Below are 22773 nucleotides of genomic sequence, written 5' to 3'. Positions count from 1 at the left end.
CCAGAGACGGGCCTGACGCGCCTGCGCCGTAGGATAGCTCCCGCGCGTCAGGCCCGTCTCTCTAACTGGACAAGGGGGTTAAAATTGGACGCCGATCGGGGGTCGAGTTTGCGCGCCGATTGACATGGGTGAGGAGCGTGTAGAGGAAGGAGAGGAGGGCGTTGATCGCATCGAGCGGCGGGCGGCGCGAGCGGCCGTGAAAGCGGAGCTCGGGGTCCGGAGAGCGGATCAGCCGGTCGAAGACCGAGAAGTAGAGGTTCGCCGCCTCGCCCTCGGAGCCGCGCAGGGCTTCGAGGCCGGCGTCGGCGTAGGTGATCCGGCGCAGGACGTGGGCGACCCGCTCGGCCGCCGCCTCGAGGTCGGCGCGGGCGGGCGGCTCCATCTCCGGCCCGTGGTCGCGCAGGGCCCGAAGCAGCACGGCGCGCTGGTTGGCGACCTTGCCGATCAGGAGCGAGCGCACGATCTCCTCCGGCGCCTCGCTCACCCGATACTGGGCGCGGCGGAGCAGGACGTTGCCGCTGACCGGCCCCTCGATCCGCGCCTGGAAGCGGCCGTTGCGGTCGAGGAGGACGAGGGTGATCCCGGCCGCGGCGCAGGCGCCGATCAGCGCCGGAGAGACGAGGATCGGACCGAAGGCCACGACCGAGGCGAGCATGTGGAGCGGCACGCGCGCCTTCGTCTCGCCCTCCACCTCGGCGACGAGGTTCTCGCCGTCCTTGCGCAGCGCGGCCCCCTCGGTGGTGACGTAGACGGTGTTGAGGAGCTTCCTCACCCTGTCACCGCGGCCCGACCTCGGCGGCGACCATCCGGTCGCGCCAGGCGCGGGCGGGCCGGGCCACCGCCTCCGGCCGGCAGAGGTCGTGGAGCGAGCAGGCGCGGCAACGGGCCTTGAGCGGCGTGGGCGGCGGCGTCTCGCCGGAGGCGAGGACGCGGGCGAGGTCGGCGGCGGCGGCCTCGGTCAGGGCACGGAGGTCGGCGTCGAAGGGGACGACGACCCGCCGCTTCGTCGCGGCGTAGAACAGCGCCCCTTGTGGGACCGGAGCGCCGGTCATCTCCTCGAGGCAGAGGCCCTGGGCGCAGAGCTGCACCTCGTCGGCGCGATGCAGCTTCGGCTTGCCGCGCTTGTACTCGATCGGGAAGGGCGTCTCCTGCCCCCCGACCCTGGGGAACTCCACCACGTCCGCGACGCCCGCGAGGTTCAACCGCCGCGAGGCGAGCGGCAGGCTCATGACCCGCCGCACCCCGCGGGCATGGCGGCCGCCGCCCTTGTCGGCGACGGCGTGGAGGACGGCGCCCTCGGCGGTGAAGACGTTCTCCGCCCAGAGGCGCTCGAGATGGATGAGCGCGGCCTGGCGCAGGCAGTAGACCGCGTGCTGGAGCGCCGAGAGCGGGATGGGCTCGCCGGCGGCCTCCATCAGAGCAGGTCCAGCACCTCGACGCCGCCGGGCAGGCCTTCGCGGTCGATGCGCACCGCATAGTCCGAGAACCGCCGGGCCGGAGGCAGGTTGTCGAGCCGCGCGTCGATCTCGCGGAACTCGCCGTCGACCGAGCGCCCCACCGTGATCCGGTCCAACAGGCTGTGCGCCGGCGCGTTGCCGAGCGCGCTCTCGTGGCGGAAGGCGATCAGCCGGCGGCTCGCCATCTCCCCCCGCGCCGCCGAACGGTCGTGCTCGAACATCGAGGCGAGCGCCTCGAACAGCAGCTCGAGGTCGGCCTCGCCGAAGCCGGTGCGCTCGGCGAGCTTGGCCGAGACGAAGCCGTGGGCGACATAGAGGCCGTAGGGGATCACGTGCTTGCGGCCCATGGTGCGCTTGTCGCCGCGCTTCTCGGTCTCCTCGGAGCTCTCGGTCCGACGCTCGTCCCGCTCCTTGTCGTTCGTCGCCGCCATCCGGGTGATCGAGACCTCGAGCGGCAGCACCGGCTCGACGGACCGGGCGAAGGCGAACTGGACCGGCCCGCGCACCTGGCCCGCGTTGATGCCGGTCGACAGCACGCCGCCGAAGGTGCGCACGTCCCAGAAGTTCGCGCACATCCAGTCGCTGATCGCCTTGGCCTCCTCGTCGCCCTTGGGCGTCAGCGTCTTGGCCTTGGCGACCGCGGCGTCGCCGGGCCGCAGCGCGCTGTAGGCCTCGCGGTGCTTCTCGTTCAGCACCGCGCCCTCGGTGACGTAGATATGGTGGCCCGGCCCCTCGCGGGTCAGCTCGACGTAGTTGCGGATCTTGCGCTTGAGGCAGACGTCGGTGACGAGGCCGTGGCCGGTCTCGGGGTCCATCCGCGGCATGTTGCCGGCGTCCGGGTCGCCGTTCGGGTTACCGTTCGTCACGTCGAAGATCAGCGCGAAGTCGATCCGGCGGGCAAGCGGGGCGGTCATGCGTCGTCTCCTTCGGAAGCGTCGGTGTCGGCCTTGGAAGAAGAATGGCGGCGAGCCTTTTCATGGTAGTAGCCGATCGCGAACCGCGCCTGATCCTCGAGCCGTAGTGTCTTCGGCAAGTCGGCGGGCAGGCGCTCCATGATCGCGGCGACGCGCTTGTCGAACCAGCCGCTCAATCCGCGGCCGGGCACACCGGCGCTGGGCTCCTGCTTGCGTATGTCTGCAATATGCACCTTGAGGCCCCGCAGCAGCGTGGCGAAGACCCGCGCCGGGGTGGACGAGGCGGCGGCGTAGTAGCGGTCGCCGATCGGCGCGTTGACCCGGCCGAGGGCGGCATACTGCGCCCCCTCCATCACCGCGAAGAGGCGGCCGAGCTGGTAGGCGGCGTTCGGGTTGTCCTCGTCGAGCGACACCGGGACCTCCTGTCTGGAATTGCGGACCAGCACGGCCTTCATCATGGCCGCGCGAAAGACGTTGACGCTCTGGTCCGCCCGCGCCCGCATCAGGGCGGCGGAGAGCAGCGTCCGGGGATAGGGCGCGCCGGTCAGGATGGCGCGCATCCAGTCGCCGGCGATGTTCGGCGGCACGTTCTCGCGCTTGCCCTGGACGGCGAGCTCGACCAGCCAGCGCCACAGGCCGGGCTGGCCGGGCGGGGGCGGCTCGATCGCCATGTCCTCGAGAAAGCGCCGATAGCGCCGCGCGATCTCGCCGAAGCTGTCCTCGACGTAGAAGCGCACCGAGAGGCGGGCCGCGTTCGGCGCGAGGCCGAGGACGAAGAACCGCACCCCCTCCGCCAGCGCGGGATCGATCTCGGCGAGCGGCCTTCCCTCGCGAATCGCCGCCAGCCGCGCGCCGACGCGCCTAGCCTGCGCCGCATCCTCGCCCGCGACGGCCTTTGCGTCGTCGCCGCGGCTCTCGCCGCCGAAAAGGACGGCGAACATGTCCTCCGCCGTGCGGGCGGCCTCCCTGTCGCCGCTTTCGGCCCAGAACACCGTCGAGGCGTCGCCGATCTGGAGCCGATGCCCGCTTTCGCGGTCGAGGAAGATGTTGAGCGCCGTCGTATAGGCGAAGGCCGCCGCCTCCGAGACCTGGGCGTTGTCGCCCTGCTCGTGCTCGTAGGAGGTGAAGGCGTCGAGGTTGTAGGAGACGAGGCTCGCCCCCGCCGTCTGCGCCCCCCAGACGCCCTTGATCGAGGGATGCAGTCGCGCCACCGGCCCCGGCTCGCCCGAGACGAGGCAGATCTTCGGGTCGGAGGCCTCCGCCCCGGCCTTGCGCGCCCAGGCCGCGCGCGCCGCCGGCCGGTCGTGCAGGAGGGCATCCTCCCACTCCGACTCCAGCGCGAAGACGACGTTCGCGTCGCGCAGGCTCTCGTCCCAGCCGAGGGCGGCGAAGTCCCCGGGCGTCCAGCGGTCGAGGAAGCCGAGGAAGGCGCGGAGGCCGGGATCCTCCGTCCCGTCGAGCCACGCCCGATGGCGCTCCTTGAAGGCCTCGTGCTCCTGCGCCGTGCGCTTGCCCTCTCCCGCGGTGACGCCGAGCGCATAGGCGGTCTTGTCCCAGAGGAAGTTCGGGGCGATGCCGACCGTCCGCTTCACCGCCTGCGGGACAAGGACCGCCGCAGGCGTCCGCTTCCTGTCGTCGCGGCGCAGGTCGACCGCATGGGCCGGCGCGCCGTCCGCGCGCAGGGTGACAATGAAGCCGACCTTCTCCGTCGAGAAGCCGAAGGGCGGCGCGCCGTCGAGCCGGCCATAGGCGCGGGCGAGGGCGGCGAGGACGCTCATCGCAGGATCTCCGCCGAACCCGGCGGCGGCACCTCCATCACGCCGTTCTCCAGCCGCGCCCGGAAGAACAGCGACGGCTTCCCCGGGGCCGCATGGTCGATGTCCCAGAGCATCAGCCCGAGGTCGCGCGGGCTCCCGAAACCGAGCTCGGCGGTCCGGCTCTTGGGCGCCGGCGCCGGCAATGGCGCGTCATGGGGGATCAGCCGGAAATCCGCCGCGAATTCCCGCGCGCCGAGGCAGGGCTGCTGAAAACATTGCCCGCGCCCGGCCCGGCGGTTGAAGATGTCGAGGTGCTTGCCCTCCACATCCTCCGGCCCGGCCTTGTCGGTCAGCTCGAAATGGGCCTCGATGACATAGGCGGGGTCCGCCAGCACCGTGGAGGCACGCTGCTGCCGGTCCTCGTCGACGACCAGCCGCAGATCCCCGATCTCGCCGCGGCTCATCGCCGCGCGGACCTTGCCGGCGGGGGCCTTGTGCGCGACCTCGTTCCGGCGGATCGACTGGAAGCGGATGGGCCGCAGGACATGGATCCGGTCGACAGCCCAACGGATCGCCGGCTTCCAATGTATAGCCTCGAGCACCCCCCGCGCCGCCGACGGGGTGATGACGTCATAGCTGACTCTCTCGACCTTGGTCTCGGGCCTCGTGAACAGGCCGAACGGCCCGGAGACCCACAGGCGAATCCCATAGGACAAAGCGTTTCCTCTAGGTGCATTTCAGTGTAGTATTATGACCAGGGCAGAGCCCTGGTGAGTCGTCAAGCCTCAATTTTGGCCTCTGGCCTCTGGATGCGTGGAGGCGGACGTGGATCGAAACAGTGTTGTATTGCGCTATCGCGATGTGGGGCGGCGGGGCGAAGACCAAAGGTCTTCGCCTCGTCGTCATCATGAAATCCATTCATGGATGTGCCGAGCTCCTCCGCCAGAGGCCGCTGTCGTTATGGTAAAGATCGAGGCGATGGGTGCACAGGACGCCTTCTCCGTCTCCTCTCGCCTCCGCGGGGGGGGCGAGATCGAGGTCGGGTCCCTTGGCGTGGCGTAGCTGGCGAGGCCACCGCGGGCTCCGACGATGCCGGGCCGGTCAGTCTGCCAGCGGCAATGCGACGATGGGATCATCGGCGACAAGGGTCGTGTGGCGGTAGCGCTGGACGGCCCACTGATCGTTCTGCTCGGCGAGCCCTACGTCCGGGAGCACGGCTACGTCGTCGGCGACAAGCTCTACTGCTTCCACGCGGCGAGCGTGCCCGAGGCGATCCACCGCCGTGCCGCCGCGGGCGGCTTCCCGATCGACGCCATGGCCGGAGATCGAGACGACCATCGGCCCGAAGACTGCGCTCGCGTAATTCGCCCTAGGGTCGGGAGGGGGTCCGCCCGACCCCCGCCTGGTCGCCGCTCGCGGCGCCGGCGCGGCCGCTAGGACTGGAACAGCCGGCTGTATTGCGTCTCATGCCAGGCGCTCGCCATCGCCAGAGCCGGCGCCACCGCGCCGACCTCGTCGTCGGGCAGGGCGCGGGCGAGGCGCGCGGCCCGCTCGATCGGCTCGACCGCCTCGATCAGCAGCCGCTGCCCCGCCGTCTGCCCGAGCGGGACCAGCCGCATCGCGGCCATCGCCTGCGCCTCGACCCAGGCCCAGAGCAGCCCCGCCAGCGCCTGCCCCGGGTCGACGCGCCAATGCCGGGAGGCGAGCGCGAAGGCCGCAGGATAGGTGAGCGCCCTTCCCTGCCACCGGACGGCGCCGGGCACGTCGAGCGAAACCAGAAGCCGCAGCAGCGCCGCCCCCAGCCGCCGGTCCTCGGCCTGCAGCTCCCGGCTCTCGCGCGCCGCGGCGAGCCACGCATCGGCCCGCGCGAAACCCGCCTCGTCGCCCGCCTCCAGCGCCGACGCCATGCGCCAGAACAGCGCCCCGTCGAGCGAGGCGACGCTCGACTGGAGCGCGCCGAGGATCCAGTCCCGCGCGCCCGCCTCGTCCGCGACCCATCCCGCCGCCACCGCCGCCTCGAGGCCGCGCGAGTAGGAGAACGCCCCGACCGGCAGGCTCTGGCTGACGAGGCGCAGCAGGTGCAGCGGCAGCGCGCCCACCGGGCGCCCCTAGCGCGCCGCGGGCGCGAGGCCGCCGTCGACGAGGAGGAAGTCCACCACCGCCTCCACCCCCCGCGCCCGCGACAGGTCGGTGAACACGAACGGCCGCGCCCCCCGCATCCGCCGCGCGTCCGCCTCCATCACCCCGAGATCGACGTTCACATAGGGCGCAAGGTCGCTCTTGTTGATGACGAGCAGGTCGGACCGCGCGATCCCCGGGCCCCCCTTGCGCGGAATCTCCTCCCCCTGGCACACCGAGATCACGTAGATCGACAGATCCGCCAACTCCGGCGAGAACGTCGCCGCCAGGTTGTCCCCGCCCGACTCGATGAACACCACGTCGAGGTCGGGAAACTTCCGGCGCATCTCCGCGATCGCCTGCAAGTTGATCGAGGCATCCTCGCGTATGGCGGTATGCGGGCAGCCGCCCGTCTCCACCCCCATGATCCGCTCCTCCGACAGCGCCTGCCGCCGCGCGAGGATCAGCGCGTCCTCCTTGGTGTAGATGTCGTTGGTGACGACCGCGATCGAGAACCGCTCGCGCAGCGCCAGGCACAGCTTCTCCGTCAGCGTCGTCTTGCCCGACCCCACCGGCCCGCCGATCCCGACGCGGAGAGGCCCGTTCCGCAACGCCATCCCCGCCCCCTCAGCCGCCGTGCCCGGCGTGATCATGCCCATGCCCATGCCCATGCCCGTGCCCATGCCCCGAATACGCCCCCCGCACCGGCTCGAACGGCATGTCGACGTCGCGCACCGTGGCGCCGAGCCCCTCCAGCATCGCCCGTATGACATGATCCCGCAGGATCAGGATCCACTCCGCCGACACCGCCGCCGGCAGATGCCGGTTGCCGATGTGCCACGCCAGCTCGACGAGATGCCCCGCATCCCGCGCGGTCACCTCGTGCAGCGCCTCCACCGCCGCCTCGACGACCACCGTCCCGCCGTCCTCCAGCACCAGCTCGTCCCCCGCGGCGAGCGCCACCGGCTCCGGCAGGTCGACGAGCACCCGGCTCCCGTCCGCGAGGCTGATCGCCTTCCGCCGCAGCACCCGCTCGTCGTGCTGCAGCACCGCCGTCGCCGCCCCGGGGGAACCCCCGCCGGCACGATCCGACCGACAAACCGAGGTCGCACGTAGCATCCGCTGTCTCCACTGAACCACAAACCGCCGCTCCGGCGCCCAGCAAGGTCAGCGGATAGGCGCCTTTCCGAACAAGACTGCCACAGGATTGGGCGCCTGTCCGCAAAAGGTCAAGACCCAGGCAGTCGGCCGCACTTCCATGTTGCCACCCTCTCCCCCAGACGCTATCCAACCCCCCAAGGGCGACCCTCCCCCGGCGATCCGAGACCTTCCCGCGCCGGTCGGGCCTTGCCCGCGACAAGTCGAGGCGTCCGTGGTAGCCGCACCTTCAGCCGATCGCGCCGCCGCCCCGCTCCCCCCGCCCTTTCCCGAGCCGGAACGCTGGCGCGCCGAGCTCGAGCTCTGGTTCGAGACCGCCGCCGGCAAGACCCGCCTCATGCGCCGCCGCCACCTCGGCCCGCTGGCCGTCCAGCGGCCCTTCCACCCCGAGCCCGACGGCGCCGCCCACGTCTACCTGCTGCACCCGCCCGGCGGCGTCGCGGGCGGCGACCGCCTGGAGATCGCCTGCCACGTCGCGCCCGGCGCGCGGGCGCTGCTCACCACCCCCGGCGCCACGAAGTTCTACCGCAGCGCCGGCCGCCCCGCCGAGGCGCGCACCCGCATCGACGTCGGCCCCGGCGCGATCTGCGAGCACCTGCCGCAGGAGACCATCCTCTTCGACGGCGCCGACGCGTCCATCGCCACCCGCGTCGACCTCGCGCCGGACGCCGCCTATGTCGGCTGGGATCTCCTCAGCCTCGGCCGTCCGGCCGCGGGCGAGCGCTTCGCCTCGGGCCGCCTCGGCCAGCGCGTCGAGATCTTCCGCGACGGCCGCCCGATCTGGTTCGAGCGCCTCGCCCTCGCCGGCGGCTCGCCGCTCCTCGACGCACCCTTCGCCCTCGCCGGCCGGCCGCTGGTCGGGGCCATGGTCTACACCGGCCCCCTGCCCGAGACCGCGGCCGAGCGCATCCGCGCCGCGACCGGCGACGCCGAGGCGGCCCGCGTCTTCTCCGTAAGCCAGCTCGAACACGTGCTGGTCTGCCGCTACCTCGGCGCGCGCATGTCGGAGGGAAAGGCGCTCTTCGCCGCCGCCTGGGCGGCCTTGCGCTCGGCCGCGCTGGGTAAGCCCGCCATCCCCCCGCGCATCTGGTCAACCTGAGAACGCCGAGGACACCCCGATGGAGCTGCTGCCGCGCGAGAAAGACAAGCTCTTGCTGTTCACCGCCGCCCTCCTCGCCGAGCGCCGCAAGGCGCGGGGCGTCAAGCTCAACTACCCCGAGGCCATCGCCTACATCTCCGCCGCCGTCATGGAGGGCGCCCGCGACGGCCGCACCGTCGCCGAGCTGATGTCCTGGGGCGCCACCCTCCTCACCCGCGACGACGTCATGGAGGGCGTGCCCGAGATGATCCACGACGTGCAGGTCGAGGCGACCTTCCCCGACGGCGCCAAGCTCGTCACCGTCCACAACCCCATCCCCTGAGGCGCGGCCATGATCCCGGGCGAATACTTCATCAAGGACGGCGAGATCGAGATCAACGCCGGCCGCGAGACCGTCGAGATCGAGGTCGAGAACACCGGCGACCGCCCGATCCAGGTCGGCTCGCACTACCACTTCCACGAGACCAACCCCGCGCTGCGCTTCGACCGCAAGCGGGCCCGCGGCTTCCGCCTGAACATCCCCGCCGGCACCGCCGTCCGCTTCGAGCCGGGCCAGAACCGCGTGGTCACGCTGGTCGCCCTCGCCGGCGCCCGCGAGGTCTACGGGTTCCGCGGCGCGGTCATGGGCAAGCTCTGAGGAACGCGAATGGCCAGGATTTCCCGCTCCACCTACGCCGACCTCTACGGACCCACCGCCGGCGACCGGCTGCGCCTCGCCGACACCGACCTCGTCATCGAGATCGAGGAGGACCGCACCATCTACGGCGAGGAGGTGACCTTCGGCGGCGGCAAGGTGATCCGCGACGGCATGGGCCAGAGCCAGCGCGTCGCCGCCGAGACCGCCGACGTCGTCATCACCAACGCCATCATCCTCGACCACTGGGGGATCGTGAAGGCCGACGTCGGCCTCAAGGACGGCCGCATCTCGGGGATCGGCAAGGCGGGCAACCCCGACATCCAGCCCGGCGTGACCATCCCGATCGGGCCGGGAACCGACGTGATCGCCGGCGAGGGCGCGATCCTCACCGCCGGCGCCATCGACAGCCACGTCCACTTCATCGCGCCCCAGCAGGCCGAGGAGGCGCTGGCGAGCGGCACGACCACCCTCGTCGGCGGCGGCGCCGGGCCGACCGTGGGCACGCTCGCCACCACCTGCTCCGCCGGGCCCTGGGCCCTCCACCGGATGCTCGAGGCCGCCGAGGCGCTCCCGGTCAACGTCGGCCTCCTCGGCAAGGGCAACGCGAGCCTCCCCGAGGGCCTGCGCGAGCAGGTCCGCGCCGGCGCGGTCGGCCTCAAGCTCCACGAGGACTGGGGCACCACCCCGGCGGCCATCGACAACTGCCTGACCGTCGCCGACGAGATGGACGTCCAGGTCGCGCTGCACACCGACACGCTGAACGAGAGCGGCTTCGTGCGCGACACCATCGCCGCGATGAAGGACCGCACGATCCACAGCTTCCACACCGAGGGCGCGGGCGGCGGCCACGCCCCCGACATCCTCACCGCGGCGAGCGAGCCGAACATCCTGCCCTCCTCGACCAACCCGACGCGGCCCTACACCATCAACACGGTGGACGAGCACCTCGACATGCTCATGGTCTGCCACCACCTCAGCCCCGGCATCCCCGAGGACGTCGCCTTCGCCGAGAGCCGCATCCGCAAGGAGACCATCGCCGCCGAGGACATCCTGCACGACCTCGGCGTCTTCTCGATGATGTCCTCGGACAGCCAGGCGATGGGACGCATCGGCGAGACCATCCTCCGCTGCTGGCAGACCGCCCACAAGATGAAGGTGCAGCGCGGCCCGCTGCCCGAGGACTCGAGCCGCAACGACAATCACCGCGTGAAGCGCTACGTGGCGAAATACACGATCAACCCGGCGATCACCCATGGCTTCGCCCACGAGATCGGCTCGGTCGCCGTCGGCAAGCGCGCCGATCTCGTGCTGTGGAAGCCGGCCTTCTTCGGCGTGAAGCCGAAGCTCGTCATCGTCGGCGGCATGATCGCCATGGCGCCGATGGGCGATCCCAACGCCTCGATCTCCACGCCGCAGCCGGTCCACTACCGGCCGATGTACGGCGTCCTCGGCCGGGCGCTGGCCTCGACCGGCGTCACCTTCGTCTCGCAGGCCGCCCTCGACGAGGGCATCGGCGAGAAGCTCCGGCTCTCCAAGGCCCTCGCCGCCGTCCGCGGCGTCCGCACGCTGCGCAAGCGCGACATGATCCACAACGGCCTCACGCCCAGGCTCGAGGTCGACCCGCAGACCTACCAGGTCCGCGTCGACGGCGAGATCATCACCTGCGAGCCGGCCAGCGTGCTCCCCATGGCCCAGCGCTACTTCCTGTTCTGAAACCGGCAGCGACCCGACCGGCGCAGGCCTCGACAAGGCGGACGGACCTGAGGACAGGCAAGCCACGCTGCACGACGCCTGCCGGCCCAGCCGGATCCACGGGCCCCGATCGACCGAAGCGGGCTTGCCCGCGAGGCCACGGCGCGACAAGCGAAAGCACGGCTTTCGCCGCGCCGACGGCTGGAGCGCGTTGGCGCGGAAGCCGTGAGGGGCGCAGATTTCTCTGGGAGCGCACCATCCGTCCGTGATCGCCCCGGCGAGCGCGGAATCGCGCTCGCCCCCCGCAGGGGCGATCGCGGACGGATTTGCCACGGGTCAAATCCGTCTGGCGTCACCGATGTGACCTGCTTCCGGCCGGGCTTCGGCTCCACCGTCGTGCAAGCGTTACAATATAACCGACTATAATGAAATCAATGGCTTGCCGAATATTCACGCGTGAACAGCGTGCGGGATCGGCAGGCGGGGACGGGACGTCGGCCTCGCCCCGGGACCGGCCGACCCCGTCCCTTCACCCTCCGGAAAGCAACCGCGCACGCGCCCGGCGACGCCCTCAACCCATGCGTGTATCAACGGATCCGCGTCCCGGGTGGGACGGCTCTGCCGCGGGGAGGGGGTCCCATGTTCGACAACTACGTCTCGCTCGGCCACAATTGCGAGGCCGCGTTCCAGTTCCGCCGCCTGCTCGGCCGCGACGTCGCCTACTACTTCAACTGGCTGGTCACGCCCCTCGACTCCCTCGTCGAGATCCTGCGCGCCGACTTCGACGGCGCCTACGCCCGCCAGAACCTCGAGGTCACCCAGGACGTCGGCATGGTCCTCGACCGCGGCTACGGCATGAAATACCACAGCGCCTTCCGCAAGGAGCTGGGCCGCGCCCTCGAAGGCCCGCGCTTCGACGCCCTCTACGCCGAGAGCGCCGCCAAGTACGCCATGCTCGCCGACCGCTTCCGCACGCTCTCCGCCTCGCCCAACCGCGTCCTCTACGTGGTCAAGACCGCGCACGAGGCCGCCCGCGACAAGGCCGTCGAGCTGCGCGACCTCCTCGCCGGCCGCTACCCGGCCCACGACTTCGCCGTCGCCGTCCTGCAGACCTTCGACCGCGCCGAGCCCGACTGGGGCGAGCCGCGCATCCACAACCGCTACCTCGCCCGCTTCGCCGACCCCTCGCGCGCCCATGACGGCCATGTCCCGTCCTGGGACCGCGTCTTCGCCGAGTTCCCCCTCCGCCCCGGCGCCATGACCCGCCCGGTCTGACCCGGGCGCGCCCACCTCAGGCGGCCGGCATCGCCGTCTCGACCAGCCGCACCCAGTAGCTCGCGCCATAGGGGATCAGCTCGTCGTTGAAGTCGTAGCCGGGGTGATGGAGCGCCGCGGTGTCGCCGTTACCGACGAAGATGAACGCCCCCGGCCGCGCCTCCAGCATGAAGGCGAAGTCCTCGCCCCCCATCAGCGGCGGCGCCGCCGGATCCACCCGCGCCGCCCCCACGACGTCCCCCGCCACCCGCGCGGCGAAGGCCGCGCAGGCGGGATCGTTCACCGTCACCGGATAGTTCCGCTGGTACTCGAACCGCGCCGTCGCCCCATAGGCCCGCGCCGTGCCGTCGATCACCTCGCCCATCCGCGCCTCGATCAGGTCGCGCATCTCCGGCGACAGCGTCCGCACCGTGCCGAGCAGCTCCACCCGCTCCGGGATGACGTTGAAGGCGTCGCTCGCCGTCCGGAACGACGTCACCGACACCACCCCCTCCTTCAGCGGATCGACGTTCCGCGCCACGATCGACTGCAACGCCTGCACGATCGCCGCCCCCGCGAGCGTCGGGTCGATCGTCGTATGCGGCATCGCCGCGTGCCCGCCCTTGCCCACGACCTCGACGATGAACCGGTCGGCCGCCGCCAGCATCGGCCCGGGCCGCACGGCGAAGTCGCCGACCGGCAGCCCGGGCAGGTTGTGCATCCCGTAGACCTCCTGCACCCCGAACCGCTCCATCATGCCGTCGCGGACCATCTCGCGCCCGCCGCCGCCGCCCTCCTCGGCCGGCTGGAAGATCACCGCCACCGTCCCGTCGAAGGCCCGCGTCTCGGCCAGGTGCTCCGCCGCCGCGAGCAGCATCGCGGTGTGTCCGTCATGCCCGCAGGCGTGCATCTTGCCCGGCGTCTCCGACGCCCAGGGCGCGCCGGAGGTCTCGGCGATCGGCAGCGCGTCCATGTCGGCGCGCAGGCCGACGACCCGGCCCGAGGCGACGCTCCGCCCGCGGATCAGCCCGACCACGCCGGTGCGCCCGATCCCGGTCGCCACCTCGTCGCAGCCGAAGGCGGCGAGCTTCTCCGCGACGATCCCGGCGGTGCGGTGGACGTCGAACTCGAGCTCGGGATGCCGGTGCAGGTCGCGCCGCCACTCGGCATGGACGGGCGCGCGGTCGGCGAGGCGGTTGAGGACGGGCATCGGGGCGCCTTCGTGCTGTTGGCGACCGGGCCGGCCGCGCGGCGCGGCGCGGCCCCGGCCTTCGGCTGCGAGGCGGCCGCCCCGGCAATCTGCGGAGCCGCCCCGGAGGCGTCAAGCCGCATTTCCCCGTTGTGAGCACGGGGATCTTGCTGTTTACTTTCGGCAATGGCGTCGCCGGCAGGCCGAGAACGACGCTCGCGCCGCGACGCACGGCAGGGGGCCCTGGATGCTTGACGGACCCGCGCCGGTCCTGGAAGTAAGCGACCTGCAGACCGTGTTCCAGACCCGCGACGGCGCGGTCCACGCGGTGAACGGCGTGAGCTTCTCGATCGGACCGGGCGAGCTCCTCGGCGTGGTCGGCGAGAGCGGCTCCGGCAAGTCCGTCACCATGATGTCGCTGATGCGGCTGCTCCCCTCGCCGCCCGCCAGGATCACCGGCGGCGAGATCCGCTACCAGGGCCGCGATGTGCGCCGGATGTCCGACGGCGCCATGCGCGAGCTGCGCGGCGGCGAGATCGGCTTCGTCTTCCAGGACCCGATGACGAGCCTCAACCCGGTCTTCACCGTGGGTTATCAGCTCGTCGAGCCGCTGCGCGTCCACCTGCGCCTGTCGAAATCCGCCGCCCGGGCCCGCGCCGCCGAGCTCCTGAAGCTCGTCGGCATCCCCGACCCGGTCCGGCGCCTCGACGACTACCCGCACCAGTTCTCGGGGGGTATGCGCCAGCGCGTGATGATCGCCATGGCGCTCAGCTGCGACCCCAAGGTGCTGATCGCCGACGAGCCCACCACCGCGCTCGACGTGACGATCCAGGCGCAGATCCTCGAGATCGTGCGCGACCTCCGCCAGAAGCTTGGCATGGGGATCATCTGGATCACCCACGACCTCGGCCTCGTCGCCGGCATCGCCGACCGGGTGATGGTGATGTACGCGGGCCAGGTGGTGGAGCACGGCCCGGTCAAGGCGATCTTCTCCGACCCCAAGCACCCCTACACCCGCGCGCTCCTCGCCACCGTCCCCTCGGTGACCGGCCCCCGCGCGAGGCGGCTCCGCACCATCGAGGGCCAGCCGCCGATCCTGTTCGAGCCGCCGCGGGCCTGCCCCTTCGTGCCGCGCTGCCCTCACGCCTTCAACCGCTGCCGCGTCGAGAACCCGATACGCATCCCGGTCGGCGACGGCCACGACGTCGCCTGCTGGTGGGACCCCGCCACCGACGAGCCCCGCCATGTCTGACGCCCGTGCTGACGCCCTGCCTGCTCCCGCCGCCGAGCCGCTGCTGCGCGTCGAGGGGCTGCGGATGCACTTCCCGATCTACAAGGGCGTGCTCCGCCGCCGGGTCGGGGCGGTCAAGGCGGTCGACGACGTCAGCTTCTCGGTGGCCGAGGGCGAGACGCTCGGCCTCGTCGGCGAGTCGGGCTGCGGCAAGTCCACCACCGGCCGGGCGATCCTGCGCCTCTACCAGCCCACCTCCGGCGCCATCCTGCTCGAGGGCCGCGACATCGCCCGGCTGGAGGGCGACGCGCTGCGGTCGCTGCGGCCGCGGATGCAGATGATCTTCCAGGATCCGCAGGCCTCGCTCAACCCCCGCATGACCGTCGGCTCGATCATCGCCGAGCCGCTCGACGAGCACACAAGCCAGTCGCGCGCCGCCCGCCGCGCCCGCGTGCTGGAGCTGATGGACGCGGTCGGCCTCAACCGCAGCTTCGCCAACCGCTACCCGCACGAGTTCTCCGGCGGCCAGCGCCAGCGCATCGGCATCGCCCGCGCCCTCGCGCTCAACCCGAGGTTCATCGTCTGCGACGAGCCGATCGCCGCCCTCGACGTCTCGATCCAGGCCCAGGTGGTGAACCTGCTCGAAGATTTGCAGGAGCGCCTCGGCCTCACCTACCTCTTCATCAGCCACGACCTCTCGATGGTCCGCCACCTCGCCACCCGGGTCGCGGTCATGTATCTCGGCCGCCTCGTCGAGATCGCCGCCCGCGAGACGCTCTACGACCGGCCGGCGCACCCCTATACGCAGGCGCTCATCTCCGCGGTCCCGAGCCCCGATCCCGAGGTCGAGGCGCGCCGCCGCCGCATCGTCCTCAAGGGCGACGTCCCGAGCCCGGCCAACCCGCCCCCGGGCTGCGCCTTCTCGACGCGCTGCCCGAAGGTCTTCGACCGCTGCCGGATCGAGACCCCGCCGCTCTACGACCTCGGGGCCGGCCACCGGGCCGCATGCTTCCTGGCCGAACCCGCGGCGCGCGCGGCATGAGCGCGCGCCCTCCCCTCCAACCGAAGGAGCGATCCATGACACTTCGAACCATGCTGACGGGGGCGGCGGCGCTGGCGCTGCTCGCGCCCGCGGCCCATGCCGAGCGCGGATCGGACGGCCAGGTCAACGTGCTCTACTGGCAGGCCGTCTCGGTCATGACGCCCTACCTCTCCTCCGGAACCAAGGACCTCGAGGCGGCGAGCCTCGTCCTCGAGCCGCTCGCCCGCTTCGACCAGGACGGCCAACTCGTCCCCTACCTCGCGCAGGACATCCCGACCGTGGAGAACGGCGGCGTCTCCGAGGACCTCACCACCATCACCTGGAAGCTCAAGGAAGGCCTCCTCTGGTCCGACGGCACCCCCGTCACCGCCGACGACGCCGTCTTCACCTGGCAGTACTGCACCGACCCGAACGGCGGCTGCGCCCAGCTCCCGAACTTCGGCGACGTGAAGAGCGTCGAGGCGATCGATCCGCTGACCATCAAGATCACCTTCGACGTGCCGAAGCCCTACCCCTACGGGCCGCTGGTCGGCGCGCAGGCCCCGCTGATCCAGAAGGCGCAGTTCGCCGACTGCCTCGGCGTCAACGCCCCCACCTGCACCGAGGCCAACACCAAGCCGATCGGCACCGGCCCCTTCGTCGTCGACGACTTCAAGGCCAACGACGTCGTCACCCTCTCGGCCAACCCGAACTTCCGCGACCCCGAGAAGCCCGCCTTCGCCAACGTGGTGCTGAAGGGCGGCGGCGACGCCGCCTCGGCCGCCCGCTCCGTGCTGGAGACCGGCGAGTTCGACTACGCCTGGAACGCCCAGGTCGAGCCCGAGATCCTCACCGCCATGGAAGCCGCCGGCAAGGGCGAGGTGATCTCCGCCTTCGGCACGCTGGTCGAGCGCATCCAGGTCAACCAGACCGACCCCGACCCCGCCCTCGGCGAGGAGCGCTCCACCGTCGCCCACCCGCACCCGATCCTGACCGACCTCAACGTCGTCAAGGCGCTCTCCCTCGCCATCGACCGGGCGATCCTGATCGAGACCGGCTACGGCGCCGCCGGCCAGATGACCTGCAACCTCGTGCCCGCGCCGGACTACAACGCCTCCCCCAACAACGACTGGTGCAAGACCCGCGACGTCGACCAGGCCAACAAGCTCCTCGACGAGGCCGGCTGGAAGATGGGCTCCGACGGCGTCCGCGAGAAGGACGGCAAGCGCCTGTCGCTCCTGTTCCAGACCTCGACCAACTCCGTCCGCCAGGCGGCGCAGGCGCTCATCAAGCAGGACTGGCAGCAGATCGGCGTCGAGACCGAGCTGCGCAACATCGACGGCGGCGTCTATTTCGGCGGCGATCCGGGCTCGCCCGACACCTTCCAGAAGTTCTACGCCGACGTCGAGATGTATGCGAACAACTTCGACGGCACCGACCCGGAGAAGTATCTCGGCGACTGGGTCTGCTCCCAGGCCCCGAGCCCGGCCAACCAGTGGCAGGGCAACAACACCTCGCGCTGGTGCAGCCCCGACTACGACGCGCTCCACGCCGAGCTCGGCAGGACCGCCGGCCAGGAGGGCCGCGCCAAGATCGCGATCGAGCTCAACGACATGATCGTCAACTCGCCCTCCTTCATCCCGCTCGTCCACCGCGGCCGCGTCTCGACCAAGTCCAAGGCCCTCGGCGGCGTCATCATGAACCCGTGGGACAGCGAGCTCTGGAACGCGGCCGACTGGTACCGCGAGAAGTCCTGATCGGAACGCCCGGGGCGGCGCCCCGGCGCCGCCCCGGCTGACGAGACGCGGGCGGCGCCCAGGCCCGCCCCGACCTGACGAGACCCGGGCGGCGCCCCCGCCGCTCCGACCTGAGGAGACCCGGGCGGCCCGCCGTCCTGAAACGAGAACCCGGCCGGCGGCGACCCCGCCGCCCCGACCCGAAGCAAGGCCGGCGCGGCGGCCACCCCGCCGCGCCGGCGCGAAGCACTACCCGGGCGGGCCCCGCCGCCCGGACCGGCGGCCGAGGAGGGTCACATGCTCGCCTACACCCTGAGACGGCTCCTGTTCGCCATCCCGACCCTGCTCGTCATCAGCTTCATCATCTTCTCCCTCCTCGACCTCAGCCCGGGCGACCCGACCTCCAACCTGCCGCTGACCATCCCCGCCGAGGTGCGCGAGCAGATCCGCCTCTCCCTCGGCCTCGGCGAGCCCTTCCACGTCCGCTACCTGAAATGGCTCGACCAGTTCTTCATCAACGAGCCGCTGCACCTGATCGAGCAGGCCACGGGCTGGAGCTTCGGCGACGGCCAGCGGCTGCGGGTGATCTCGTGGCAGACCCGCTCGCCGGTCGTCGACCTCGTCCTCGAGCGCATGCCGCAGACGCTCTGGGTGGTCGGGCTCAGCTACCTCGTCGGCGTGCTGATCGCCATCCCGATCGGGGTGATCTCCGCCTACCGCCAGTATTCCTGGTTCGACCAGCTCGGCACGCTCTTCGCGATGATCGGCTTCTCGGTGCCCACCTTCTTCACCGGCCTCCTCTTCATCGTGATCTTCTCGGTCTGGCTCGGCTGGCTGCCGTCGATCTACGACACCAACCTCCGGGTCACCGACGCCCATACCTTCTGGCTCCAGATCCGCCAGATGATCATGCCGGTCATGGTGCTCGCCCTCTTCAACGCGGCGCAGCTCAGCCGCTTCATGCGCGCCGCCATGCTCGACAACCTCGGCCAGGAATACGTCCGCACCGCCCGCGCCAAGGGCCTGCGCGAGCGCGCCGTCCTCCTGATCCACGTGCTGCGCAACTCGCTGATCCCGGTCGTCACCGTGATCGCCCTCGGCATCCCGACCATCTTCGGCGGCGCCATCATCACCGAGCAGATCTTCCGGGTGAACGGCCTCGGCCAGCTTCTCATCACCGGCATCCAGGGCGCCGACATCCCGCTGGTGCAGACGCTGACCTTCATGTTCGCGGTGCTGATCGTGCTCTTCAATCTGGTCGCCGACCTGCTCTACGGCATGCTCGACCCGAGGATCCGCTATGAGTGACGCGACCCTCGCCCCGCCCCCCGCCATCGACACGCCGCAACGCAGCCTGTGGTCCGACGTCTGGGCCGCCTTCCGCCGCCACCGCGGCGCCATGCTCGGCATGGTGATCTTCGCGGCGATCGTGCTCTGCATCGCCTTCGGGCCGATGCTCTACAAGACCGACCCGCAGTTCATCGACGTGCGCGCCCGGAATGCGCTGCCCTCGCTTTCCCACCCGATGGGCACCGACAACATCGGCCGCGACATCTTCGCCCAGGTCCTGCAGGGCGGCCGCGTGTCGCTCCTCGTCGGCGTGATCGCCATGCTGATCTCGCTGGTCATCGGCACGCTGATCGGCGTCCTCGCCGGCTACTTCCGCCGCCTCGACGGCGTGCTGATGCGGGCGACCGACCTCTTCCTCGCCCTGCCGCTGCTGCCGTTGCTCCTCGTCGCGATCATGCTCTTCCGCGACACCCTGCGGGTGATGTTCGGCCCGGAGACCGGCATCTTCCTCCTCATGGTGTTCCTGATCGGCGTCACCTCGTGGATGCAGACGGCGCGCATCGTCCGCGGCGACGTCCTCGCGCTCAAGGAGCGCGAGTTCGTCCTCGCCGCCAAGTCGATCGGCACGCCGTCCTGGCGGATCATCCTGCGCCACGTCCTGCCGAACGTGCTGTCGCCGATCATGGTCTCCGCGACGATCGGCGTCGCCTCGGCGATCATCACCGAGAGCGCGCTCTCCTTCCTCGGCCTCGGCTTCCCCCCCGACTTCCCGACCTGGGGCCGCCTCCTCTACGACGGCAAGGACTTCATGACGCTGACGCCGGCCCGCGTCATCTGGCCCGGCCTCGCCATCTCGCTGACGGTCCTCTCCATCAACTTCATCGGCGACGGCCTCCGCGACGCTTTAGACCCGAGGATCAGGGGGCGGTGAGCACACCACGGCCTTCGCGGCCGAGACGGCGCTGGACAGACGCTTTGGACCCGAGGATCAGGGGGCGGTGCCGGCGTTCAGACGCGACCGCGCGAAATAGCGCTTCTCCGACAACAAGCCGGGGCCAAAAATGAACTCTGATCTGGAGTGCGCCCCTTTTGCTGGACAGGGTCAGGCTCATCGAGCCGATGAAGCCGTGCTCGGCGAGGAGCCGACGGTGGGCCCCGCTCGCGTATTGGGCGCCGCGGTCGGAGTGGAAGACGCAGCCCGGCGGCGGGCGGCGGAGCGCGATCGCGCGCGCCAGGGCCGCGACGCTGTGGCGGGCCTCGAGGTCGCGGGCGAGAGCGTGGCCCACGACCCGCCGCGACCAGGCGTCGAGAATGACCGTGAGATAGACGAACCCCGAGGCGATCGCGACGTAGGTGATGTCGCCGACCCAGAGCTGATCGGGGCCGTGAACCTCGTAGCTCCGCGCCACGAACGGGAAGATCGGGCCGTCGTGATCGCTGTCGGTGGTGCGGGAGAACCGCCGGCGCGTCCGTGGGTTGAGGTCGTTCTCCCGCATCAGCCGCCGCACCTTCCTGGCATTCACCACATGGCCGCGGTGGCGCAGCTCGGCCCGACCCGGCGGTAGCCGTAAGCCTCGAACTCGTCGGTGATCGCCCGCATTTCAGCGACGAGGCTCTCGTCCGACGGCCCGGCCGGGGCGGCGTAGTAGCTCGAGCGCGCGAGCCCCATCATCGCGCACCCCCGCTCGACCGAGAGCCCGTCGGGACGGTGGTCGCGGACGAGGGTGCGCTTGTCGGCGACCGGGCGATCCTCTGCGCTTTTTTTAGGAACTCGATCTCCAGCGTCTGCTGGCCGACCAGCCGCTCCAGCGCCGCGATCTTCGCCTCGTAGGCGCCGAGCAGGTCGGCGGCGGCAATGTCCTGGTCGAGCTGGCCGGCCTCGGCCTTCTCGACCCAGACCCGGATCAGGTGGCGCGAGAGATCGTGGCGGCGGCCGAGCGCGTGCAGCGTCTCGCCGGCGAGATACTCCGCGACGACCTGACGCTTGAACTCGACGCTGTGTCTGCGGTGTCGGGGCATGGACCTTCTTCCTCGAAAGCCCCGCACCCGGTCAATTCAAACCAAACCGACTGTCCAACCCCAAGGGCGCACTCCAGTGCCAGGCCATCTCGAGCCAGCCGGAGGCCTCGAAGCGCACGACGAGCGAGCCGTCGCGCTGGTCTTCCAGCCGCTGGCCGGGGTGGAAGACGAAGGCGCGGGCGGTCTCGGCGGCACGCGGCGCGAACCGCTAGACGACCTCGCCGAAGCGCGCCTCGTCCTGGTAGGAGCTGAAAGCGCGCGCCGCGTGCGCGGCGATGTCGAAGTCGGGCTGCCGAATGAAGCTCGACCCGAGGAGGCGTGCCGCGCGGATCCGGTCGACGCGAAAATGGCGCAAGCCCGGGTCGCGGTCCTCGTCACGGGCGACGAGGTAGCGGCGCATGCCGAGCAGCACGCCGTGCGGGGCCACCCGGCGCTCGGCGGCGATGCCGTCGGCGCCGGCGTAGGTGATGACGAGGAGGAAGGGGCCCTTCAGTGCCTCGGCGATGGTCTCGAGCACGCCCGGCGCGGGCCCGCACCGCCGGCCCGGGACGGGCGGCGAACCCCTGGGCCTCCATCAGCGCCTCGGCGTCGGCCTCGGCGCGGCGGGCGTGCGGACCCGGCATGCAGGCGAGGAGCCGGTCGCGCAGCGCAGCGAGCGCTGCCACATCCGGTTCGGCCCCCTCGCGTTCCGCGCGGCGGATCGACATCTCGAGCGCGGCGAGTTCGTCGTCGCGGACACCCTGGAAACGGGCGAGGCCAGGGTCGCGCAGCTTCCAGCGGCGCCGGCGGGCCTCGTCGGTGCGGATCTCGATCCCTGGAAAGGTATCCTCAAGCGCGCGCGCCATCCGCTGCGCGGTGCGGTGATCGGCGCCGAACTCCTCCGCGATCTCGGCGAGCGACACTCCCTGGTGTCGCGCCGCCGCCATCTCGGCGAGCCGCATCAGGTCTCGGGCCTTGGCGAGCGACATGCCGCTACCCCCGCAAGCCCAGGGCTTTATCTCGTACCCGCGAGTTTCCTGATACTTGCGCAGCTGTATTTCATCTCGTTTCACCATTTTGTCGCGCGGCAGTTGAGTTCAGTCCCTGCCTGAGCTACCGAATACAATGACAGGTTTTGTCACCGAAGGCAGCCCATAAGAAGGCTGCGGGCGACTCGCCACGCGCGTGGGCGCTCCGGCGGGGTTGGGGAGGCGCTGAGGGGAGCGGAGAGATGCAGAGCAACGAGTCGGATGTCCTTCTCTCCGCGTCCGACCTCATGCGCTTCGCCGGATGCGCCCACGCGACGACGCTCGACTTGGCGCGGATGAGGGGAACGGGGGCCGTGCCGGCCGCGGACAGCGAGGACGCAGAGCTCCTGCAGCGCCACGGCGACGCCCACGAGGCGCGCCACCTGGCGCGGCTGAGAGGCTGCGGGCCGGGGCGTCGTCGTCAAGATCGTGCAAGATCGTGAAGGAGGGGTTGTCGCTGGCGCAGGGCGTCGCCGCGACCCGCGGGGCGCTGGAGCGGGGCGCCGAGGTGATGTTCCAGGGCGCGCTGGCCGGCGGCGCCTGGGGTGGCTGGAGCGACATCCTCGAGCGGGTGGAGCGGCCGTCGGCGCTCGGGGCCTGGTCCTACGTGGTCACCGGCACCACGCTGAAGCGCAAAGCCGCACCCGAAGCATCTTCTGCGGCGCGCGCTCTGCTCCGACCTCCTCGCCGAGGTCCAGAGGGTGGCGCCGGAGCACGCCCACGTCGAGCTCGGCCACGGTGCCTGCGCGCCGATCCGCCTGTAGGCCTCGTCGACCACCGCCGTGAGAGCCCTCTCCGCGATCCGCCGCAGCTCGAGGGAAGGGCGGAAAGTGCGAGCCATTCACGGGCAGGATGTTGCTTGATTGTCTCGACCTCAGGTTGTTCAAGTAGCGTGGGAGGAATACGGGGTTTGTTTTATGCCGATGACAGCCGGGCGGCCAAGATCAGTCTGGACTTCCGTCCCGAACGACGGATCACCGGTCCGTCGGTGCTCCCGTGACGGTCGAGATCGACCTTCTAAATAGAGCCGGTGCTGCCGTACCTGACGGAAGGCCGGTGTTAGCCTACTAGAGCGATAGCCGACCGTGCTGAATCTCGGGGATTCCCGCGAGGGCTGGTTTCTGATTCAAGCTGTCCGCCGGGAGGAGGTCGGCGGACATGGCGAAATCTCTTTCCCTCGACCTGCGGAGCCGG

Annotated in this window: 25 protein-coding genes; 11 read left to right on the top strand and 14 right to left on the bottom strand. The window is 71.0% G+C overall.

Translation table 11 applies throughout. The features are described from left to right. Positions 1-61: 61 nt before the first annotated feature. The 9 genes from cas1 to KBB57_RS17955 all read right to left on the bottom strand — a co-directional run bounded on the left by cas1 (position 62) and on the right by KBB57_RS17955 (position 7296). Complete coding sequence (gene cas1, locus KBB57_RS17995; RefSeq protein WP_290753227.1) at positions 62-772, bottom strand: CRISPR-associated endonuclease Cas1; 711 nt, start codon at positions 770-772, stop codon at positions 62-64. A 4-nt stretch (positions 773-776) separates the two neighbouring features. Next, the gene (gene cas4 / locus KBB57_RS17990; RefSeq protein ID WP_290753225.1) at positions 777-1415 is read right to left on the bottom strand and encodes a CRISPR-associated protein Cas4; all 639 of its coding nucleotides are present in this window, start codon (positions 1413-1415) and stop codon (positions 777-779) included. Then, complete coding sequence (cas7c, locus tag KBB57_RS17985) at positions 1415-2371, bottom strand: type I-C CRISPR-associated protein Cas7/Csd2 (protein WP_290753223.1); 957 nt, start codon at positions 2369-2371, stop codon at positions 1415-1417. The genes cas4 and cas7c overlap by 1 nt, the downstream gene beginning before the upstream one ends. After that, positions 2368-4149 (bottom strand): type I-C CRISPR-associated protein Cas8c/Csd1, encoded by a 1782-nt coding sequence (gene cas8c, locus KBB57_RS17980; RefSeq protein WP_290753220.1) that lies wholly within the window; start codon positions 4147-4149, stop codon positions 2368-2370. Before cas8c ends, cas7c begins: the two co-directional genes overlap by 4 nt. Continuing rightward, positions 4146-4844, bottom strand: a complete 699-nt coding sequence (cas5c, locus tag KBB57_RS17975; RefSeq protein ID WP_290753217.1) for a type I-C CRISPR-associated protein Cas5c — start codon at positions 4842-4844, stop codon at positions 4146-4148. Before cas5c ends, cas8c begins: the two co-directional genes overlap by 4 nt. 385 nt (positions 4845-5229) lie before the next feature. Next, a complete protein-coding gene (locus tag KBB57_RS17970) occupies positions 5230-5466 on the bottom strand; it encodes a hypothetical protein (protein ID WP_290753234.1) in 237 nt (78 codons plus the stop codon). Between the two features lie 95 nt (positions 5467-5561). Continuing rightward, the gene (locus KBB57_RS17965; protein WP_290753215.1) at positions 5562-6227 is read right to left on the bottom strand and encodes an urease accessory protein UreF; all 666 of its coding nucleotides are present in this window, start codon (positions 6225-6227) and stop codon (positions 5562-5564) included. Positions 6228-6236: 9 nt separating this feature from the next. After that, entirely contained in the window at positions 6237-6863 is a 627-nt protein-coding gene (gene ureG, locus KBB57_RS17960; RefSeq protein ID WP_290753230.1) for an urease accessory protein UreG, read from the bottom strand. A gap of 10 nt (positions 6864-6873) precedes the next feature. Beyond that, the gene (locus KBB57_RS17955; protein WP_290753213.1) at positions 6874-7296 is read right to left on the bottom strand and encodes an urease accessory protein UreE; all 423 of its coding nucleotides are present in this window, start codon (positions 7294-7296) and stop codon (positions 6874-6876) included. A gap of 322 nt (positions 7297-7618) precedes the next feature. Here KBB57_RS17955 and KBB57_RS17950 point away from each other — a divergent pair, with 322 nt between their 5' ends. The 5 genes from KBB57_RS17950 to KBB57_RS17930 all read left to right on the top strand — a co-directional run bounded on the left by KBB57_RS17950 (position 7619) and on the right by KBB57_RS17930 (position 12107). After that, a complete protein-coding gene (locus tag KBB57_RS17950) occupies positions 7619-8503 on the top strand; it encodes an urease accessory protein UreD (protein ID WP_290753210.1) in 885 nt (294 codons plus the stop codon). A gap of 19 nt (positions 8504-8522) precedes the next feature. Next, positions 8523-8825: an urease subunit gamma gene (ureA, locus tag KBB57_RS17945; RefSeq protein WP_290753207.1), complete on the top strand. Its 303-nt coding sequence runs from the start codon at positions 8523-8525 to the stop codon at positions 8823-8825. A gap of 9 nt (positions 8826-8834) precedes the next feature. After that, complete coding sequence (locus KBB57_RS17940; RefSeq protein ID WP_290753203.1) at positions 8835-9140, top strand: urease subunit beta; 306 nt, start codon at positions 8835-8837, stop codon at positions 9138-9140. Positions 9141-9149: 9 nt separating this feature from the next. Further along, a complete protein-coding gene (gene ureC / locus KBB57_RS17935) occupies positions 9150-10853 on the top strand; it encodes an urease subunit alpha (protein ID WP_290753201.1) in 1704 nt (567 codons plus the stop codon). A 618-nt stretch (positions 10854-11471) separates the two neighbouring features. Beyond that, positions 11472-12107, top strand: coding sequence for a DUF1796 family putative cysteine peptidase (locus KBB57_RS17930; protein ID WP_290753199.1), 636 nt, complete (start codon positions 11472-11474; stop codon positions 12105-12107). 16 nt (positions 12108-12123) lie between these two features. On the opposite strand, the gene KBB57_RS17925 is transcribed toward KBB57_RS17930, so the two are convergent. Then, the gene (locus tag KBB57_RS17925) at positions 12124-13296 is read right to left on the bottom strand and encodes a M20 aminoacylase family protein (protein WP_290753198.1); all 1173 of its coding nucleotides are present in this window, start codon (positions 13294-13296) and stop codon (positions 12124-12126) included. A 226-nt stretch (positions 13297-13522) separates the two neighbouring features. Here KBB57_RS17925 and KBB57_RS17920 point away from each other — a divergent pair, with 226 nt between their 5' ends. From KBB57_RS17920 to KBB57_RS17900, 5 genes are all read left to right on the top strand, one after another. Continuing rightward, positions 13523-14527 carry an ABC transporter ATP-binding protein gene (locus KBB57_RS17920; protein ID WP_290753195.1) on the top strand — a complete coding sequence of 335 codons (1005 nt, stop codon included), beginning with the start codon at positions 13523-13525 and terminating at the stop codon, positions 14525-14527. Further along, positions 14520-15548 (top strand): ABC transporter ATP-binding protein, encoded by a 1029-nt coding sequence (locus tag KBB57_RS17915; protein WP_290753191.1) that lies wholly within the window; start codon positions 14520-14522, stop codon positions 15546-15548. The genes KBB57_RS17920 and KBB57_RS17915 overlap by 8 nt, the downstream gene beginning before the upstream one ends. A gap of 35 nt (positions 15549-15583) precedes the next feature. Further along, positions 15584-17284 carry a peptide ABC transporter substrate-binding protein gene (locus KBB57_RS17910; protein ID WP_290753188.1) on the top strand — a complete coding sequence of 567 codons (1701 nt, stop codon included), beginning with the start codon at positions 15584-15586 and terminating at the stop codon, positions 17282-17284. Between the two features lie 276 nt (positions 17285-17560). After that, positions 17561-18571 carry an ABC transporter permease gene (locus KBB57_RS17905; RefSeq protein ID WP_290753185.1) on the top strand — a complete coding sequence of 337 codons (1011 nt, stop codon included), beginning with the start codon at positions 17561-17563 and terminating at the stop codon, positions 18569-18571. Beyond that, on the top strand, positions 18564-19484 hold the full coding sequence (locus KBB57_RS17900; RefSeq protein ID WP_290753183.1) for an ABC transporter permease: 921 nt from the start codon (positions 18564-18566) through the stop codon (positions 19482-19484). Before KBB57_RS17905 ends, KBB57_RS17900 begins: the two co-directional genes overlap by 8 nt. Here the strand turns inward: KBB57_RS17900 and KBB57_RS17895 are convergent. The 4 genes from KBB57_RS17895 to KBB57_RS17880 form a co-directional block, all read right to left on the bottom strand. After that, positions 19471-20049 (bottom strand): DDE-type integrase/transposase/recombinase, encoded by a 579-nt coding sequence (locus KBB57_RS17895; RefSeq protein ID WP_290753180.1) that lies wholly within the window; start codon positions 20047-20049, stop codon positions 19471-19473. The genes KBB57_RS17900 and KBB57_RS17895 overlap by 14 nt on opposite strands. A gap of 23 nt (positions 20050-20072) precedes the next feature. Further along, positions 20073-20225, bottom strand: a complete 153-nt coding sequence (locus KBB57_RS17890) for a hypothetical protein (RefSeq protein WP_290753177.1) — start codon at positions 20223-20225, stop codon at positions 20073-20075. Next, positions 20222-20572: a transposase gene (locus KBB57_RS17885; protein ID WP_290753175.1), complete on the bottom strand. Its 351-nt coding sequence runs from the start codon at positions 20570-20572 to the stop codon at positions 20222-20224. Before KBB57_RS17885 ends, KBB57_RS17890 begins: the two co-directional genes overlap by 4 nt. Before the next feature lie 208 nt (positions 20573-20780). Beyond that, positions 20781-21089 carry a WYL domain-containing protein gene (locus tag KBB57_RS17880; protein WP_290753172.1) on the bottom strand — a complete coding sequence of 103 codons (309 nt, stop codon included), beginning with the start codon at positions 21087-21089 and terminating at the stop codon, positions 20781-20783. On the opposite strand from KBB57_RS17880, the gene KBB57_RS17875 reads away from it, so the two are divergent. Then, positions 21076-21663, top strand: a complete 588-nt coding sequence (locus tag KBB57_RS17875; RefSeq protein ID WP_290753169.1) for a hypothetical protein — start codon at positions 21076-21078, stop codon at positions 21661-21663. The two genes, KBB57_RS17880 and KBB57_RS17875, sit on opposite strands and share 14 nt — an antisense overlap. The last annotated feature ends 1110 nt before the right edge of the window (positions 21664-22773 follow it).

The organism is Amaricoccus sp., assembly GCF_017993425.1.
Lineage (GTDB): Bacteria > Pseudomonadota > Alphaproteobacteria > Rhodobacterales > Rhodobacteraceae > Amaricoccus.
This window is presented reverse-complemented; position numbering and strand designations above follow the sequence as displayed.

Coding starts and splice junctions, on each gene's coding strand:
- cas4 (WP_290753225.1), bottom strand. CDS start 1,415: ATGGAGGCCGCCGGCGAGCCCATCCCGCTCTCGGCGCTCCAGCACGCG.
- cas7c (WP_290753223.1), bottom strand. CDS start 2,371: ATGACCGCCCCGCTTGCCCGCCGGATCGACTTCGCGCTGATCTTCGAC.
- cas8c (WP_290753220.1), bottom strand. CDS start 4,149: ATGAGCGTCCTCGCCGCCCTCGCCCGCGCCTATGGCCGGCTCGACGGC.
- KBB57_RS17970 (WP_290753234.1), bottom strand. CDS start 5,466: ATGGTCGTCTCGATCTCCGGCCATGGCGTCGATCGGGAAGCCGCCCGC.
- ureG (WP_290753230.1), bottom strand. CDS start 6,863: ATGGCGTTGCGGAACGGGCCTCTCCGCGTCGGGATCGGCGGGCCGGTG.
- ureA (WP_290753207.1), top strand. CDS start 8,523: ATGGAGCTGCTGCCGCGCGAGAAAGACAAGCTCTTGCTGTTCACCGCC.
- KBB57_RS17940 (WP_290753203.1), top strand. CDS start 8,835: ATGATCCCGGGCGAATACTTCATCAAGGACGGCGAGATCGAGATCAAC.
- ureC (WP_290753201.1), top strand. CDS start 9,150: ATGGCCAGGATTTCCCGCTCCACCTACGCCGACCTCTACGGACCCACC.
- KBB57_RS17930 (WP_290753199.1), top strand. CDS start 11,472: ATGTTCGACAACTACGTCTCGCTCGGCCACAATTGCGAGGCCGCGTTC.
- KBB57_RS17925 (WP_290753198.1), bottom strand. CDS start 13,296: ATGCCCGTCCTCAACCGCCTCGCCGACCGCGCGCCCGTCCATGCCGAG.
- KBB57_RS17920 (WP_290753195.1), top strand. CDS start 13,523: ATGCTTGACGGACCCGCGCCGGTCCTGGAAGTAAGCGACCTGCAGACC.
- KBB57_RS17915 (WP_290753191.1), top strand. CDS start 14,520: ATGTCTGACGCCCGTGCTGACGCCCTGCCTGCTCCCGCCGCCGAGCCG.
- KBB57_RS17910 (WP_290753188.1), top strand. CDS start 15,584: ATGACACTTCGAACCATGCTGACGGGGGCGGCGGCGCTGGCGCTGCTC.
- KBB57_RS17905 (WP_290753185.1), top strand. CDS start 17,561: ATGCTCGCCTACACCCTGAGACGGCTCCTGTTCGCCATCCCGACCCTG.
- KBB57_RS17900 (WP_290753183.1), top strand. CDS start 18,564: ATGAGTGACGCGACCCTCGCCCCGCCCCCCGCCATCGACACGCCGCAA.
- KBB57_RS17895 (WP_290753180.1), bottom strand. CDS start 20,049: ATGCGGGAGAACGACCTCAACCCACGGACGCGCCGGCGGTTCTCCCGC.
- KBB57_RS17890 (WP_290753177.1), bottom strand. CDS start 20,225: ATGATGGGGCTCGCGCGCTCGAGCTACTACGCCGCCCCGGCCGGGCCG.
- KBB57_RS17885 (WP_290753175.1), bottom strand. CDS start 20,572: ATGCCCCGACACCGCAGACACAGCGTCGAGTTCAAGCGTCAGGTCGTC.
- KBB57_RS17875 (WP_290753169.1), top strand. CDS start 21,076: ATGGTCTCGAGCACGCCCGGCGCGGGCCCGCACCGCCGGCCCGGGACG.